General features: G+C 62.6%; 8 protein-coding genes. 4 read left to right on the top strand and 4 right to left on the bottom strand.

The window, feature by feature from the left end; translation table 11 throughout:
• The first annotated feature begins 1 nt into the window (after window position 1).
• From MUN81_RS18515 to MUN81_RS18525, 3 genes are read left to right on the top strand one after another with little or no spacing between them, the layout of a single operon-like run.
• A complete protein-coding gene (locus tag MUN81_RS18515) occupies window positions 2-5,578 on the top strand; it encodes an MG2 domain-containing protein (RefSeq protein WP_245113177.1) in 5,577 nt (1,858 codons plus the stop codon).
• Window positions 5,579-5,586: 8 nt separating this feature from the next.
• A complete protein-coding gene (pbpC, locus tag MUN81_RS18520) occupies window positions 5,587-8,022 on the top strand; it encodes a penicillin-binding protein 1C (RefSeq protein ID WP_245113178.1) in 2,436 nt (811 codons plus the stop codon).
• Between the two features lie 45 nt (window positions 8,023-8,067).
• A complete protein-coding gene (locus MUN81_RS18525) occupies window positions 8,068-8,487 on the top strand; it encodes a hypothetical protein (protein WP_245113180.1) in 420 nt (139 codons plus the stop codon).
• Between the two features lie 15 nt (window positions 8,488-8,502).
• Here MUN81_RS18525 and MUN81_RS18530 read toward each other — a convergent pair whose 3' ends face one another.
• The 4 genes from MUN81_RS18530 to MUN81_RS18545 form a co-directional block, all read right to left on the bottom strand.
• Window positions 8,503-9,372 (bottom strand): SMP-30/gluconolactonase/LRE family protein, encoded by an 870-nt coding sequence (locus MUN81_RS18530; protein WP_245113182.1) that lies wholly within the window; start codon window positions 9,370-9,372, stop codon window positions 8,503-8,505.
• A gap of 15 nt (window positions 9,373-9,387) precedes the next feature.
• Window positions 9,388-10,377 (bottom strand): 2-dehydro-3-deoxygalactonokinase, encoded by a 990-nt coding sequence (locus MUN81_RS18535; RefSeq protein ID WP_245113184.1) that lies wholly within the window; start codon window positions 10,375-10,377, stop codon window positions 9,388-9,390.
• A gap of 158 nt (window positions 10,378-10,535) precedes the next feature.
• A complete protein-coding gene (gene dgoD, locus MUN81_RS18540; RefSeq protein ID WP_245113193.1) occupies window positions 10,536-11,684 on the bottom strand; it encodes a galactonate dehydratase in 1,149 nt (382 codons plus the stop codon).
• A 67-nt stretch (window positions 11,685-11,751) separates the two neighbouring features.
• On the bottom strand, window positions 11,752-12,426 hold the full coding sequence (locus MUN81_RS18545; protein ID WP_245113194.1) for a bifunctional 4-hydroxy-2-oxoglutarate aldolase/2-dehydro-3-deoxy-phosphogluconate aldolase: 675 nt from the start codon (window positions 12,424-12,426) through the stop codon (window positions 11,752-11,754).
• Between the two features lie 210 nt (window positions 12,427-12,636).
• On the opposite strand from MUN81_RS18545, the gene MUN81_RS18550 reads away from it, so the two are divergent.
• The gene (locus tag MUN81_RS18550; RefSeq protein WP_245113196.1) at window positions 12,637-13,950 is read left to right on the top strand and encodes a family 1 glycosylhydrolase; all 1,314 of its coding nucleotides are present in this window, start codon (window positions 12,637-12,639) and stop codon (window positions 13,948-13,950) included.
• Window positions 13,951-14,002: the final 52 nt, after the last annotated feature.

The raw sequence follows: 14,002 nt of genomic DNA on the forward strand, positions 1-14,002 counted from the left end.
CATGCTGGCCCGTTTCCGTTTTTTGCCACTGCTGCTGTTGCTGTTGGCCGCTTCGTCGTGCTCTAAAAAATCGGCTCAGGAGCAGGCCGCCCAGGAGCAGACCGATGGGGAGGAAATTGACCCCTACGCCAACATCACCTTCACGTTTGACGACGCGGTGGTGGACGCCAGCAAAATCAATCAGTGGGACACCACGCAGTTTGTGCAGTTTTCGCCGGCGGTGCCGGGGCGGTTCAAGTGGACCAGCGCGCACGAACTGACGTTTTCGCCGCTGAGCCCCTTTCGGCCCAGCACGGTGTTCAAGGCCGCGCTGCGGGGCGAGAACATGCCCAGCGGCAAGCAGGAGCTGGCCCTGAACCGCCGGGCCTTCCACACGCCGTATTTGAAGATGGCGGCGCCGCAGGTATTCTACGGCGCCTCGAAGCGGGCGGCGGGCACGGCCGAGCTGGCCGCCAACCTCGTGTTCAACTACCCCGTGCGGCCCGCCGACGTGCGGCCCCGCCTGCGCGTGACCCAGGACGGCAAACCCGTGGCCGTGGAAATCAATTCGGCCGAGCCGGATGCCACGCTGGGCCTGACCTTCAAGCAGGAGGTGCGGCCGGGCTCGCCGCTGCAGGTCGACATTGCGCCGGGCCTGAAACCGGCTACCGGCACCATTGCGACGGATGCCACCCTCACGGCCCAGGCCGACGTACCCGACCAGCAAACCCTGGAAGTGCGCGAGCTGACGGGCTCGCTGCTCAACGGCCAGCCCGTGGTGACGGTGCTCACCAACCAGCCCGTGGCCGCGCCCGACATCGAGCCCAACCTCAAAGTGACGCCTAAAGTGGCTTTTTCGGTTGAAACCGTGGAAAGCGGCTTCGTGCTCAAGGGCGGTTTTGAGGTGGGTAAGTCCTACCAGATTGCGCTGGCGCAGGGTACGCGCGGCACGCTGGGCGGCGTGCTGAACGACAAGTTCAGCCAAACCGTGTCGTTTGAGGCGGAGCGGCCGAGCCTGGACTTTTCGACCTCCGACAAAGCCATGTACCTCGACGCGCTGGGCGCCCGCAACCTGGGCCTGCGCATCAACCAGGTGCAGAAGGTGAAGGTGACCATTGCGAAGGTGTACGCCAACAACATCCAGCAGCTGCTGCGCGGCGAAAAGCAGTACGGCTACCCCGAATACGACGAAGACGAACCGCGCGAATCGAACACCGACGAGGAAGGCAACTACATCGACCGCAGCTTCCAGTACTACGACACCGAAAACATCGGCAATGTGCTGTCGGAGCGCACCATTTCGGTGAATGGCCTGCCCAAGGAAGCCGGCCTGCGCCTGCTGAATATCAACCTGAAAGACCTGGAGTTTCAGGGGCCGATGAAGGGGCTGTACGTCATTCGGGTGCAGGATACCGAACGGCAGTGGCTGCAGGTGAGCAAGCTAGTGGCCGTGACGGACATCGGTCTGATTGTGAAGCAGGGTGCCACGGGCGGCACGGTGGTATTTGCCAATTCTATCCGGACCGCACAGCCGCTGAGCGGCGTCACGGTGAACCTGGTGAGCTCGAATAATCAGGTGATTGGCAGCACCACGACTGATAACTCCGGCGTGGCGCAGTTCGACTCGGCGGCCAGCATGAAGCGGTTTAAGCTGGGCATGATTACGGCCACGAAGGAAGCCGACTTTTCGTTTCTGGATTTGACCAAAAGCCGGGTCGAAACCTCCCGCTTCGAAGTGGGCGGGCTGACCTCGAACGCAGCGCACTACCAGGCGTTTTTGTACGGCGACCGCAACCTCTACCGGCCCGGCGACACCGTGCGGACGAATACCGTGGTGCGCACCGAAGATTGGAAAAGCCCGGCTGCCGGCCTGCCCGTGAAAATCCGCCTGCTGCTGCCCAGCGGCAAGGAATACAGCAGCCTGCGGCAGAAGCTGAGCGCAGCGGGCAGCTTCGAGAGCAGCTTCATTTTGCCGCCCACCGTGATGACCGGCCTCTACACCCTGGAAGTGCTGACCGGCAACGACGTGCTGCTGACCTCGCGCCAAATCAGCGTGGAAGAATTCATCCCCGACCGCATGAAGGTGACGGTGACGGCCGCCCCCGCCGTGCTCAAACCGGGCCAGGACGTGACGGCCAGCATCACGGCCATGAACCTGTTTGGCCCGCCCGCGGCCGACCGCAAGTTTGAGGTCGAATTCTCACTCAAGCAGAAGGCGTTTGCGCCGAAGAATTACCCCAATTACAACTTCACCATCAACAGCGGCGAAAAGCGCAAAACCACCAGCGAAGACGGCGAGGAAACCAGCGAAAGCGCCCTCACCTCGCGCTTCGAGAAAACCGTGCGCGAAGGCACCACCGACGCCACCGGCAAAGGCACGGCCGCCTACACCGTGCCCGACTACCGCGACCTCGGCACGCTGGAAGGCGTGGCCTTCGCCACCGTATTCGACGAAACCGGCCGGCCCGTGAACCGGCTCGCCACCTTCGACGTGCAGACGCAGGCCACCATGTTCGGCATCGCCAATCTGCCCGACCTCATCGGCACCAAACACGCCCTCACGGTGAAGCTGCTGGCCCTCACGCCCGCCGGCAAGCCCACCACCGCACCGGCCGAAATCAAGGTGGTGCGCAAGCTTTGGGAAACCGTGCTGGAGCGCCAGGGCGGCCGCTACGTGTACAATTCGCAGCAGCGCGAGCAAACCATTCTGAGCCAAACCCGCCCCGTGGGGGCCGAAACAAGCTTCACGTTCACGCCCATTTACTCGGGCGAGTACGAGGTGCGCGTGAGCCGGCCGGGGGCCACCAGCTACGTCACGCAGCCCTTTTACGCCTATGGCTACGGCGACACCCAGGCCAATTCCTTCGAGGTGAACAACGAGGGCGCCGTCACCATCGAGGCCGACAAGCCCAAGTACGAACCCGGCGAAACCGCCCGGCTCCTGCTCAAAGCGCCCTTCGCCGGCCGCATCCTGGTAACGGTGGAGCGGGCCAACGTGCTCGACCATTTCTACGTGAGCACCGACGGCAAGGCGGCCGAGGTGAAGGTGCCAATCAAGGGCGAGCATGTGCCCAACGTGTACATCACCGCCACAGCTGTGCGCGCCCTCGACGGCCACGACCGCCTGCCCCTCACCGTGGCCCGCGGCTTCCTGCCCCTCACGGTGGAAAAAGCCGATTCGCGCCTCGCCCTGGCCCTGGCCGCGCCGGCTGCCAGCCGCTCCCAAACCTGGCAAACGGTGGAAGTAACCACCGCGCCCCGCGCCCAGGTCACGCTGGCCGTGGTGGACGAGGGCATTCTGCAGCTCAAAAACTACCAGACGCCCGACCCGCACGCCTACTTCTACCAGAAGCGCGCCCTCGAAGTATCGGCCTTCGACGTGTACCCATTCATCTTGCCGGAACTGGGCACCAGCAGCAGCGGGGGCGACGCCGCCGACATGCGCCGCCGCACCAACCCCGTGCCCAACCGCCGCGTGAAACTGGTGGCCAAGTGGAGCGGCGTGCTCACCGCCGATGCCGACGGCAAAGTGCTCTACCGGGTGCGCGTGCCGCAGTTCAGCGGGGCACTCCGCATCATGGCCGTGGCCTACAAAGACGATGCGTTCAACTCGCGCGAGTTCACCATGAAGGTGGCTGACCCGGTGGTGATTTCGACGGCGCTGCCGCGGTTTATGAGCCCGGGCGATACGATTGATGTGCCGGTGACTTTCACGAACACAACTGCGCGAGGAATCACTGGGTTCGCTGGAATCATTTTGAACACGCACGACCCTAAACCTTCGCGGATAGCAACTCAAGGGGCTTTAGTAGCTATTCCTTCTGCCGAAGATTTGCAGGAAGCGGAAACAGCCATTCCCGGTGATAGGACCGGCCGCAGAATTACGCTGGGCCCTAACAGCGAGAAGCGAATTGTTTATCGGGTTCGGGCTAATCAATTGAGTGGCAATGGCATTGTTAACACGGTTTTTCAATCGTCGACAGAGAAATTCCGTGAAGAAATCGAACTCCCCGTTCGCCCAGCCGCCTCGCTCGAAAAGCGCACCGGCAGCGGCGTGATTGCCGGCGGGGCCACGCTCCCGCTCAACCTGAAAACCGATTTCCTGCCCGCCTCACTCACCAGCCGGCTTGTTGTGAGCCGCTCGCCGCTCACGGAGTTCAGCAAGGATTTGCGCTACCTGCTGCAATACCCCTACGGCTGCCTGGAGCAAACCGTGTCGGCCGCCTTCCCGCAGCTCTACTACGCCGATTTGGCGGCCACTTTGCAGCAGAAAACCGGGGCCGGGCCTAAAGCGCAGCGCTACAACCCGAACTACCACGTGCAGGAAGCCATCCGCAAGATTGAGGCGATGCAGCTCTACAACGGCAGCCTGAGCTACTGGCCGGGCGGCGACTACGACAACTGGTGGGCCACCGCCTACGCCGCCCATTTCCTGCAGGAAGCCCAGCAGGCCGGCTTCGCGGTGAATAAATCCGTCCTCGACAAGGTGCTGAAATACCTGGCCTTCCGCCTCAAAAAACGCGAAACCGAGCCCTACCAGTACTTCGACGTCAACAACATTGCCCGCGAACGCACCATCGCCAGCCGCGAAATCACTTACTCGCTCTACGTCCTGGCCCTGGCCGGCCGCCAGGACCCCGTGGCCCTGAGCTACTACCGCGCCAACCGCCCTCTGCTCACCGAAGACGCCAAATTCCTACTGGCCTGTACGCAGAGCCTGCTCGGCAACCAGCGCGCCTTCCGCGAGCTGCTGCCCGCCAAGTTCGGCAGCGAGCGAGCGGCCAAGCGTGCCCTCGACGGCTCGTTCTACTCCCCCATCCGCGACCTCGGCCTCATGCTCAACGCCCTCGTCAGCACCGACCCCAACAACCCGCAAATCCCCGGCATGGCCCGCCAGCTCAGCCGCCGGATGAAAGCGGCCGGTTGGCTCAACACCCAGGAAAGTGCCTTCGCCCTACTGGCCCTCGGCAAAGTAGCCCGCCAAAACACCCGCAGCACCGCCACCGCCGCCCTCTTCATCGACGGCAAACCAGCCGGCAATTTCACCGGCAAAGACCTCGCCGTGCGCAACGTGGCCAACCGCAACGTGAGCATCCGCAGCGCCGGCCGCGGCAGCCTCTACTACTTCTGGGAAACCGAGGGCATCTCGGCCAGCGGCCAGGTGCACGAGGAAGATTCTTACCTGAAAGTGCGCCGCCAGTTCCTCACCCGCGACGGCGCCCCGCTGGGCACGCCCACCTTCCGCCAAAATGATTTGGTAGTAGTGAAGCTCACGCTCGAAGCCGGCGACGCGGCCGGGGTAATCAAAAACGTAGCCATCACCGACTTGCTGCCCGCTGGTCTGGAAATTGAAAACCCGCGCATCGGCGCTTTGCGCGAGCTGGATTGGGCGAAGGACGCCAGCACGCCCGATTACCTGGATGTGCGCGACGACCGGATTAACATGTTTGCCACGGCCACGAGTACGCCGCAGCATTTTTACTACCTCTGCCGCGCCGTGTCGAAAGGCACATTTAAGTTGGGCCCGGTGAATGCGGATGCGATGTACAACGCGGAGTACCACAGCTACAACGGGGCCGGGGTGGTACGGGTGAAATGAGATTCCGAGTGACCAAGCGGCTTAAGCTGGCGGCCAGTGCGGTACTGGCCTTAGTCGGCGTGCTTTTTTTGCTCGATTGGCTGTTTCCCCTACCGCCTGCGCCGCGTTATTCTCCCATCGTGCTGGCGGCCGACGGCAGCGTGCTCCACGCCTTCCTGAACCCCACGCAAAAGTGGCGCATGAAAACCGAGCTGGCGGAAATCACGCCGGCCTTGCAACAGGCCATTATCAATAAGGAAGACCGGTATTTCCGCTACCATTTGGGGGTGAACCCCGTGGCGATAATGCAGGCCGCGGGGCGCAATATGTTCCGAAAAGGCCGCACCACCGGGGCCAGCACCATCACCATGCAGGTGGCCCGGCTGCTGGAGCCCAAGGAGCGCACCTTCGGCAACAAGCTGAAGGAAATGCTGCGCGCCATGCAGCTGGAAGCTCATTACAGCAAGGCCGAAATTCTGCAGCTTTACCTGAACCTAGTGCCTTATGGCGGCAACATTGAAGGGGTGAAATCGGCCGCGCAGCTCTACTTCCAGCAGCCGCCCGACTACCTCTCCCTGGCCCAAACCGTCACGCTGGCCATCATCCCGAACCAACCGCGCGTGCTGGTGCTGGGCAAAAACAACGCCCTGATTCTGGCCGAGCGCAACCGCTGGCTGCGGCAGTTCCAGCAGCAGCACCTGTTTCCGGACCAGGACATTGCCGACGCCCTGGCGGAGCCGCTGGATGCGCAGCGCCACGCGGCGCCCACGCTGGCCCCGCACCTGGCGCGGCGCTTGGTCACGCAGTTTCCCACACAGCCCATCATCCGCTCCACCCTGCGGCGCAGCCCGCAGGCCAATGCCGAGGACCTGACCCGCAACTACGTGCGACGCCTGCACGAGCTGGGCATTTCGCAGGCCGCCGTGCTGGTGGTGAACAACCGCACCCGCGCCGTGGAAGCCTACGTGGGGTCGGCCGATTTTCAGGATGCTGCCAGCGCCGGGCAGGTGGACGGCGTGCGGGCCATTCGTTCGCCCGGCAGCACGCTCAAGCCCTTCCTCTACGCCCTGGCCGTGGACCGCGGCATTGTGACGCCGAAGCTGAAGCTGCCCGACGTGCCCACCAATTTCAGCGGCTTTCGACCCGAAAACTTCGACAAGAGCTGCGCCGGCGAAGTGACCGTGGAGCGCGCCCTGACCTACTCGCTCAACATCCCGGCCGTGCGCGTGCTGGCCGAGGTGGGTGTGCCCACCTTCACGGATAAACTACGGGCCGCCAGCTTCAAAAGCGTGGCCAAAGCAGCCCCGCAGCTGGGCCTGAGCACCATCCTGGGCGGCTGTGGCGCTACGCTGGAGGAGTTGACGGGCCTGTACGCCGCCCTGGCGGATGGCGGGCGGTGGCGAGCTTTGCGACTAGTGGCGCCCTCCGCGTCGACCTCACCCCCTGACCCCCTCTCCAAAAGAGAGGGGGCACCGGACATGCACCAAATAACTTCAGCTAAAAAGTCGACTGTACAAACCGGTGCCCCCTCTCTTTTGGAGAGGGGGTCAGGGGGTGAGGTCCTGGCAGCACGACTCGTCTCCCCCGCCGCGGCCTTCCTCATCACCGACATCCTGGCCCAGCGCACGCGCCCCGACCTGCCGATGGGCTACCAGAACAGCCGGCACCTGCCCAAAATTGCCTGGAAAACCGGCACCAGCTACGGCCGCCGCGACGCCTGGAGCATCGGCTACAACCACGACTACACCATCGGCGTGTGGGTGGGCAATTTTAGCGGGCAGGGTAGCCCGGCGCTGACGGGCGCCGACGTGGCCTCGCCCCTGCTTTTCGACCTGTTCAATTCCCTGGCCTATAACTCGCCCAACCGCTGGGCCACCCCGCCCGCCACCCTCGACTTCCGGCTGGTGTGTGCCGAAACCGGCTTGGTGCCCGGCGAGCACTGCCCCAACCAGCTCATCGACTACTACCTGCCCGGCACCTCCTCCGCCCGGCGCTGCGAGCACCAGAAAGAAGCCCTTATTTCTGCCGATGGGGCCATTTCCTACTGCCGGGCCTGCGTGCCCGAAGCGGGTTTCAAGCGGCAGCTGTTTCTGAATCCCTTGCCCGAAGTCCTGGCTTTTCGCGAGGCCCAAGGCCTGCCTGCATCGCGCCTGCCGGCCCACAACCCCGCCTGCCGGCTCGTACGGAACGCCGACGAAGGCACCGGCGCCGCCCTGGTCATTACCTCGCCCCTCGACCACGCCGAGTACGTGCTGAACCGCGGCGAAAAGCAGCAAATGCTGCTGAGCTGCGCGGCCGGTAGCGAGGTCCGCCAGGTATTCTGGTACGTGAACGACCGGTTTCTACGAGCCGCGGCGGCCACCGAGCGAGTGTTTTTCCGTCCGCCCAGCGGCACCGTCAAAATCTCCTGCGCCGACGACCACGGCCGCAACGTAGACATCGAGCTGCAGGTGGTTGAGATGTAATTCATTAACATTTCAACACCCCGTCGCCGACTGAAGCCAATACATATGGACGAAGAAATAAAAAGCGATTTACACCGGATAATTAATCATTCGGTGGACATGGCCGAAAAATTATTGGGTCAACAGCAAGGAGAATTTTACCCTTTTGGCGCGGCCATTGAAATCAGTGGGGAGTTAAAAAACATTGCTTATTGGGCAGGAGAAGAACATCCGGTAAGCACTTCGGTCATCGAGGGGTTGAGGAATGCGTTCAAAGAACGAGTTGTCCGCAAAGAGGTCAGAAGCTACGCCATTACCTACGATGCATTGGTAAGGCCCGAGCCTCACTTAGAAAAATGCGATACCGTAACTATTGACTATTTCGACACCCGAAACGGCCAACTGGCGCTCTATTATTATCCCTACAAGCTTGACGAGGATTTCAACGTGGTTTTTGGTGAACCTTGGGCAGCCTTAGCGACCTAAACAGCTGCGTGAAAGTTATTCACCAAAAAAGCACGCCGGCACGCCCGCCACGCCCGGCTCGGCCGCAAACACGTTGCCACTCAACGGACACTGCTGCAGCTGCTGCGGCGTGAGGCCCGCCCGCGCCGTGGTGATGTAGAGCGTGCGCAGGTCCGGCCCGCCGAAGGCGCAGGACGAGGTGAACGGCGCGGGCGCCTGCACGACTTGCAGCAGGGCGCCCGTTTCGGGGTCGTAGCGGTGCACGCGGCCGGCGCCCCACAGGGCCACCCACAGCTTGCCTTCGGCGTCAAGAGTCATGCCATCGGGGCTGCCGCTGGCTTCGGGGATGCGAATGAAAACGCGCGGGTTGGCAATGGCGCCGGTGGCGTGGTCGTAAGCAAAGGCCCGCACGGCGCGGGTGGCCGTGTCGATGTAGTACATCGTGCGCTGGTCCAGGGACCAGGCCAAGCCGTTGGAGTTGGTGACGTGGCGGAGCATGACGTGGGTGCTGCCGTCGGGGTCGAAGCGGTAGAGGGTGCCGGCTTGGGCACGGCCCTGCAGGTCGAAAGTGCCCACCCAGAAGCGGCCCGCCGGGTCGCATTTGCCATCGTTGAAGCGCAGGTACTCGTCGGTGAGCGGGTCGGCCAAGCGAGTGAGGTGGCCGTTGTCGAGGTCGATTTCGTGGATGCCGGACTGCAGGGCCACCAGCGCGTGGCCGTTGCGCATGGGCACGACGGTGCCGATGCGTTTGCCGGTGGGGTAGCGCCGGTCTTCGCCCGTGGCGGGGTCGAACACGTGCAGGGCCCGCCCTTCGATGTCGACCCAGTACAGCCGCGCCGTTTCCGGGTTCCAGAGGGCACCTTCGCCCAGCTTGGCCTGCGCAGACAGAATGGATTCGGCTTGCATGACGAGCAGCTTTGGCTAGTGGCTGGGCGTGGAGAGGTGGTGTTGAAGAACGGCAAAATGGCCGTTCAGGGTTACTTCCTCGGCGGTTTTGGTGCGCACGGGGCACCGCCCGGCAATGCCCAGCGCCTGCAAAGCGGCGCCGTAGAGCTGCACCAGCACGGGCTCGCCCGCCAGCGTGATGCCGGCCGGGATGTTCGCCCGCAGCTCATTGCACTCGTTACCGATGAGCAGGCCACTTAAGTAGAAATAATTTTCCGGCTTGCTGGCTTTTTTAAACAAGTCGTTGGTGCGCACCAGAAAAGCATTGTGCAGCAAATTGGCTTCTTGGCTGGTGCGCACGCCTTGCTCAAACCATACGCGGTTCTTCCCTTCCTCCAGCTTGCCGCTTTCTGCCACCGACGCCGCCAGGATGCTTTTGGTAGAAAGCAGCGAGAAAAGCTCGCCGGTCATGTAGGTTTTCAGCGAAACGGCCTGGCCATGTTGCACCAGCACGTGCTTGGCGTGAGTACCGGGGTGCAGGAAAAGCTGCTTCTCTGCCGTGTTTTCGAACCGGCAGCCCACCAGCTGTACTTCCTCGCCGCGCATCACGTCGTCGGCACTTTTCACGCCCGAAATCAGCAGTACTTCGTGCCGGAAGTCGGCCGTGGCGGCAATGGTTTCCGTGGCCAGGTCGGAGCCATCGGTGGCAAAGGGCAGCGGCTTGTACGGCACCTCCTTCATACCCACCGTGGAGGACGCCATGCCCGAAATAATCACCGGCACGTCATCCAGCGGGGTTTTCACGGCTTCCTCCAGCTTCTTTAGATGACGTTGAACAATGGCCAGGTAAAACGCCACGCGCTGCTCAGCGGGCTGGCCGGCCTGCTTCCACAGCTCGGCGGTGGCAGCATTGCCTTCCTTGGAGCTTTCCTCGGCCAGAATCTTCAGCGTCTCGCGCTCCACGAGGCGCAGGCGGAACGAGGAGGTGCCCCAGTCGCAGCTGAGAAAGGTGGTTTTGGGGTCCATGGGTTATTAGTGCTACGAGAACGTCATGCAGAGCGCAGCGAAGCATCTCGCATGCGGTAGTAATCAATGCCAATGCAACGGAGCGAGCGAGATGCTTCGCTGCGCTCTGCATGACGTTCTCTTGTCAATTTATTTCTAGCGTAATCAAGCCATCGCCCTTACCACTCCGCCACGCTCCCATCCACGTTGCGCCACACGGGGTTGCGCCAATTGTGCCCGATGGCCGCGCGGCTCAGCAGGTATTCCTCGTTGATAGTAATGCCCAGGCCCGGCCCTTCCGGAATTTTGCAATAGCCGTTTTCGTAGTCGAACACCGTTTTATCCGTCAGGTAATCGAGCAGGTCGTTTTCGCGGTTGTAGTGAATGCCCAGGCTCTGTTCCTGAATGAAAGCGTTATGGCAGGTGGCATCCACCTGCAGGCAGGCCGCCAGCGCAATGGGCCCCAGCGGGCAGTGCGGCGCGGCGGCCACGTCGAAGGCCTCGGCCATGCTGATGATTTTCTTGCACTCGGTGATGCCGCCGGCGTGCGAGAGGTCGGGCTGAATGATGTCGACGTAGCCATCGATGAGCAGCTGCTTGAAATCCCAGCGCGAAAACATGCGCTCGCCGGTGGCAATGGGGATGTTGCTGTGCCGGGCTATTTCGCGCAGGGCCTCGTTGTTCTGCGGCAGCACGGGCTCCTCGATGAACATGGGGTGGAAGGGCTCCAGCTCTTTGGCCAGCACCTTGGCCATGGGCTTGTGCACGCGGCCGTGGAAGTCGATGCCAATGCCCAGGGCCGGGCCACCAGCCTCGCGCACGGCGGCCACGCGGGCCAGCACTTCGTCGATTTTAACGTGCGAGTCGACGTAGTTCATTTCGTCGGTGCCGTTCATTTTGACGGCGGTGAAGCCCTTGGCCACCATGCCCGCGGCGGCCAGGCCCACGTCGTGGGGCCGGTCGCCGCCAATCCAGGAATACACGCGCATGGTGTCGCGGACCCGGCCGCCCAGCAGCTGGTGAATGGGGGCGTTGTGGTACTTGCCCTTGATGTCCCACAAGGCTTGGTCGATGCCCGCAATGGCCGACATGAGGATGGGCCCGCCGCGGTAGAAGCCGCCGCGGTACATCACCTGCCAATGGTCTTCGATGTTGAGCGGGTTTTTGCCGACGAGGTTTTCCATCAGCTCCGCCACGGCGGTGGCCACGGTGGCAGCCTTGCCCTCAATCACGGGCTCGCCCCAGCCCACGAGGCCGGTGTCGGTTTCGATTTTGAGAAACAGCCAGCGCGGCGGCACTTGGAAAAGGGTAAAATGGGTGATTTTCATAGGGGCTAAAAACGCTGTAATGGTACCCGGTCCGACCGCCCTAGGCGGTCCGACCGGGTGTCGTTGTTTACCGGAACGTGGTTGCGTCAACCGGTCGGCCTAGGGCGGTCGGACCGGCCGCCCCGGCCGCCACAAACGCCCGCGCCTTTTCGGTGAGCTGCGCCAGGTACTCGTCCGTCACGGCCTGCCTGGTGTCGACCAATGAACTCCCCACACCGAACGCCTTCGCCCCGGCCTCGGCAAAGCTCTTGATGTTGTCGAGCGACACGCCGCCGGTGGGCATGAGCGGGATGTGCGGCAGCGGCCCGGCAATGTCCTTGAAGTACCCGGCGCCGCCGGCCGAAGCAGGAAACACCTTGATGATGTCGCCGCCACACTCGTAGGCTTTCAGAATTTCGGTGGCGGTGTAGGCGCCGGGGATGCTGACGGCGCCGTAGCGCTTGGTCATGCGAATGGTTTTTTTGCTCAGGGTGGGCGAAATGATGTATTTCGCGCCGGCCAGCAGGGCGGCGCGGGCCGTTTCGGGGTCGAGCACGGTGCCAGCGCCCACCAGCAGCTTGCCATCCATCTCGCGCGCAATTTCTTCGATGGACGCCAGCGCGCCGGGCGAGTTCAGCGTGATTTCCATCATCCGGACGCCGCCGGCGTGCAGGGCCTGGGCAATGCGGAGCAGGTCGGGCGGGTTGGCGCCGCGCACGATGGCAACGACCTTGTGTTCGAGGATATGGGCGAGCGGATTCATAGCAAGGGAAGAAGCGGAAAGTGGGATGGCCTTCTGCCAACGTAGAAGCATGAATTCAGGTTAAGTTCATCATTTGGCGCTGAGTATTGCCCGGCCGGCACCGCTGCCACAAAGCGCTGCCCAGATGCAACACCGACGAGGCTAATGGAGTAACGCTTGCAACTACGGGTAACTCCCGCCCTCCCCCCCATACCCTCACCCCCTATTCGCATGGGCCCTCAGTTCCTTTTTGCCACCGGCATCGAAAACAGCAACCCCACCATCCAAAACGGCAAGCTGCGCGTGGACGAGCTGGAAAAATGCAAGCATTACCAGTACTGGCAGAAGGATTTTGACCTGGTGCAGGAGCTGGGCATCTGTTTTCTGCGCTACGGGCCACCCATTCACACCACGTTTCTGGGGCCGGGCAAGTACGACTGGAGCTTTGCCGACGTCACGTTTCAGGATTTGCTGCGGCGCAACATCGCGCCCATTGTGGACCTGTGCCACTTCGGCGTGCCCGACTGGATTGGCAACTTCCAGAACCCGGAGTTTCCGGCGCTGTTTGCGCAGTACGCCAAGGCGTTTGCGCAGCGGTTTCCGTGGGTGCAGCTCTACACGCCGGTGAACGAGATGTACATCTGCGCGCAGTTTTCGGCCCGCTACGGCTGGTGGAACGAGCAGCTGACCGGCGACAAGGCCTTCGTGACGGCCCTCAAATACATCGTGAAGGCCAACGTGCTGGCCATGCAGGCCATTCTGGAAGTGCGGCCCGATGCCATTTTCATTCAGAGCGAGTCGTCGGAGTATTTCCACGCCGAAAACCCGGCCGCCATCAAGCCCGCCGAAACCATGAACGCCGAGCGGTTTCTGTCGCTCGACCTCAACTATGGCAAGCGGGTGAACAGCAGCATGTACGAATTCCTGCTGGACAACGGCATGACCCGCGACGAGTACCACTTCTTCCTCGAAACCAAGATGAAGCGGCACTGCATCATGGGCAACGACTACTACTACACCAACGAGCACCGCGTGTCGGCCGACGGCAGCACCCGCGCTTCGGGCGAAATATTTGGCTACCACGTCATCACCTCGCAGTACCACGACCGGTACCGCCTGCCCGTGATGCACACCGAAACCAACATCTGGGAAGGGCCCAAGGGCGACGAAGCCGTGAACTGGCTCTGGAAAGAGTGGGCCAACGTGCTGCGCGTGCGCAACGACGGCGTGCCCATGGTGGGCTTCACCTGGTACTCGCTCACCGACCAGGTGGACTGGGACACGGCCCTGCGCGAAGACAACGGCCGCCTCAACCCCGTGGGCCTCTACGACCTCGACCGCAACATTCGCCCCGTGGGCACGGCCTACAAGCAAATCATTGAGGACTGGCGGCAGGTGCTGCCCTCCCAAAGCGTGTGCCTGCAGGTGCCCATCGTGATGCCCCAGGACAGCAACGACGCCTGGGCCCGCGAGCAAAAACAGGACGTGAAAGAAGCCTCCGCCGACAAGTCGACCACCGCCGCGAACGCCGCACCGGAGTCGTGAGGTGTTGGCTTCGATTCGTCGTTTTTCCAAAACGTCATGCTGAGCTTGTCGA

The organism is Hymenobacter sp. 5317J-9 (genome assembly GCF_022921075.1).
Classification (GTDB): Bacteria; Bacteroidota; Bacteroidia; order Cytophagales; family Hymenobacteraceae; genus Hymenobacter.

What these genes read in the sequence shown, in the direction of transcription:
- MUN81_RS18515 (WP_245113177.1), top strand. Translation starts at nt 2, where the DNA reads ATGCTGGCCCGTTTCCGTTTTTTGCCACTGCTGCTGTTGCTGTTGGCC.
- MUN81_RS18525 (WP_245113180.1), top strand. Translation starts at nt 8,068, where the DNA reads ATGGACGAAGAAATAAAAAGCGATTTACACCGGATAATTAATCATTCG.
- MUN81_RS18530 (WP_245113182.1), bottom strand. Translation starts at nt 9,372, where the DNA reads ATGCAAGCCGAATCCATTCTGTCTGCGCAGGCCAAGCTGGGCGAAGGT.
- MUN81_RS18535 (WP_245113184.1), bottom strand. Translation starts at nt 10,377, where the DNA reads ATGGACCCCAAAACCACCTTTCTCAGCTGCGACTGGGGCACCTCCTCG.
- dgoD (WP_245113193.1), bottom strand. Translation starts at nt 11,684, where the DNA reads ATGAAAATCACCCATTTTACCCTTTTCCAAGTGCCGCCGCGCTGGCTG.
- MUN81_RS18545 (WP_245113194.1), bottom strand. Translation starts at nt 12,426, where the DNA reads ATGAATCCGCTCGCCCATATCCTCGAACACAAGGTCGTTGCCATCGTG.
- MUN81_RS18550 (WP_245113196.1), top strand. Translation starts at nt 12,637, where the DNA reads ATGGGCCCTCAGTTCCTTTTTGCCACCGGCATCGAAAACAGCAACCCC.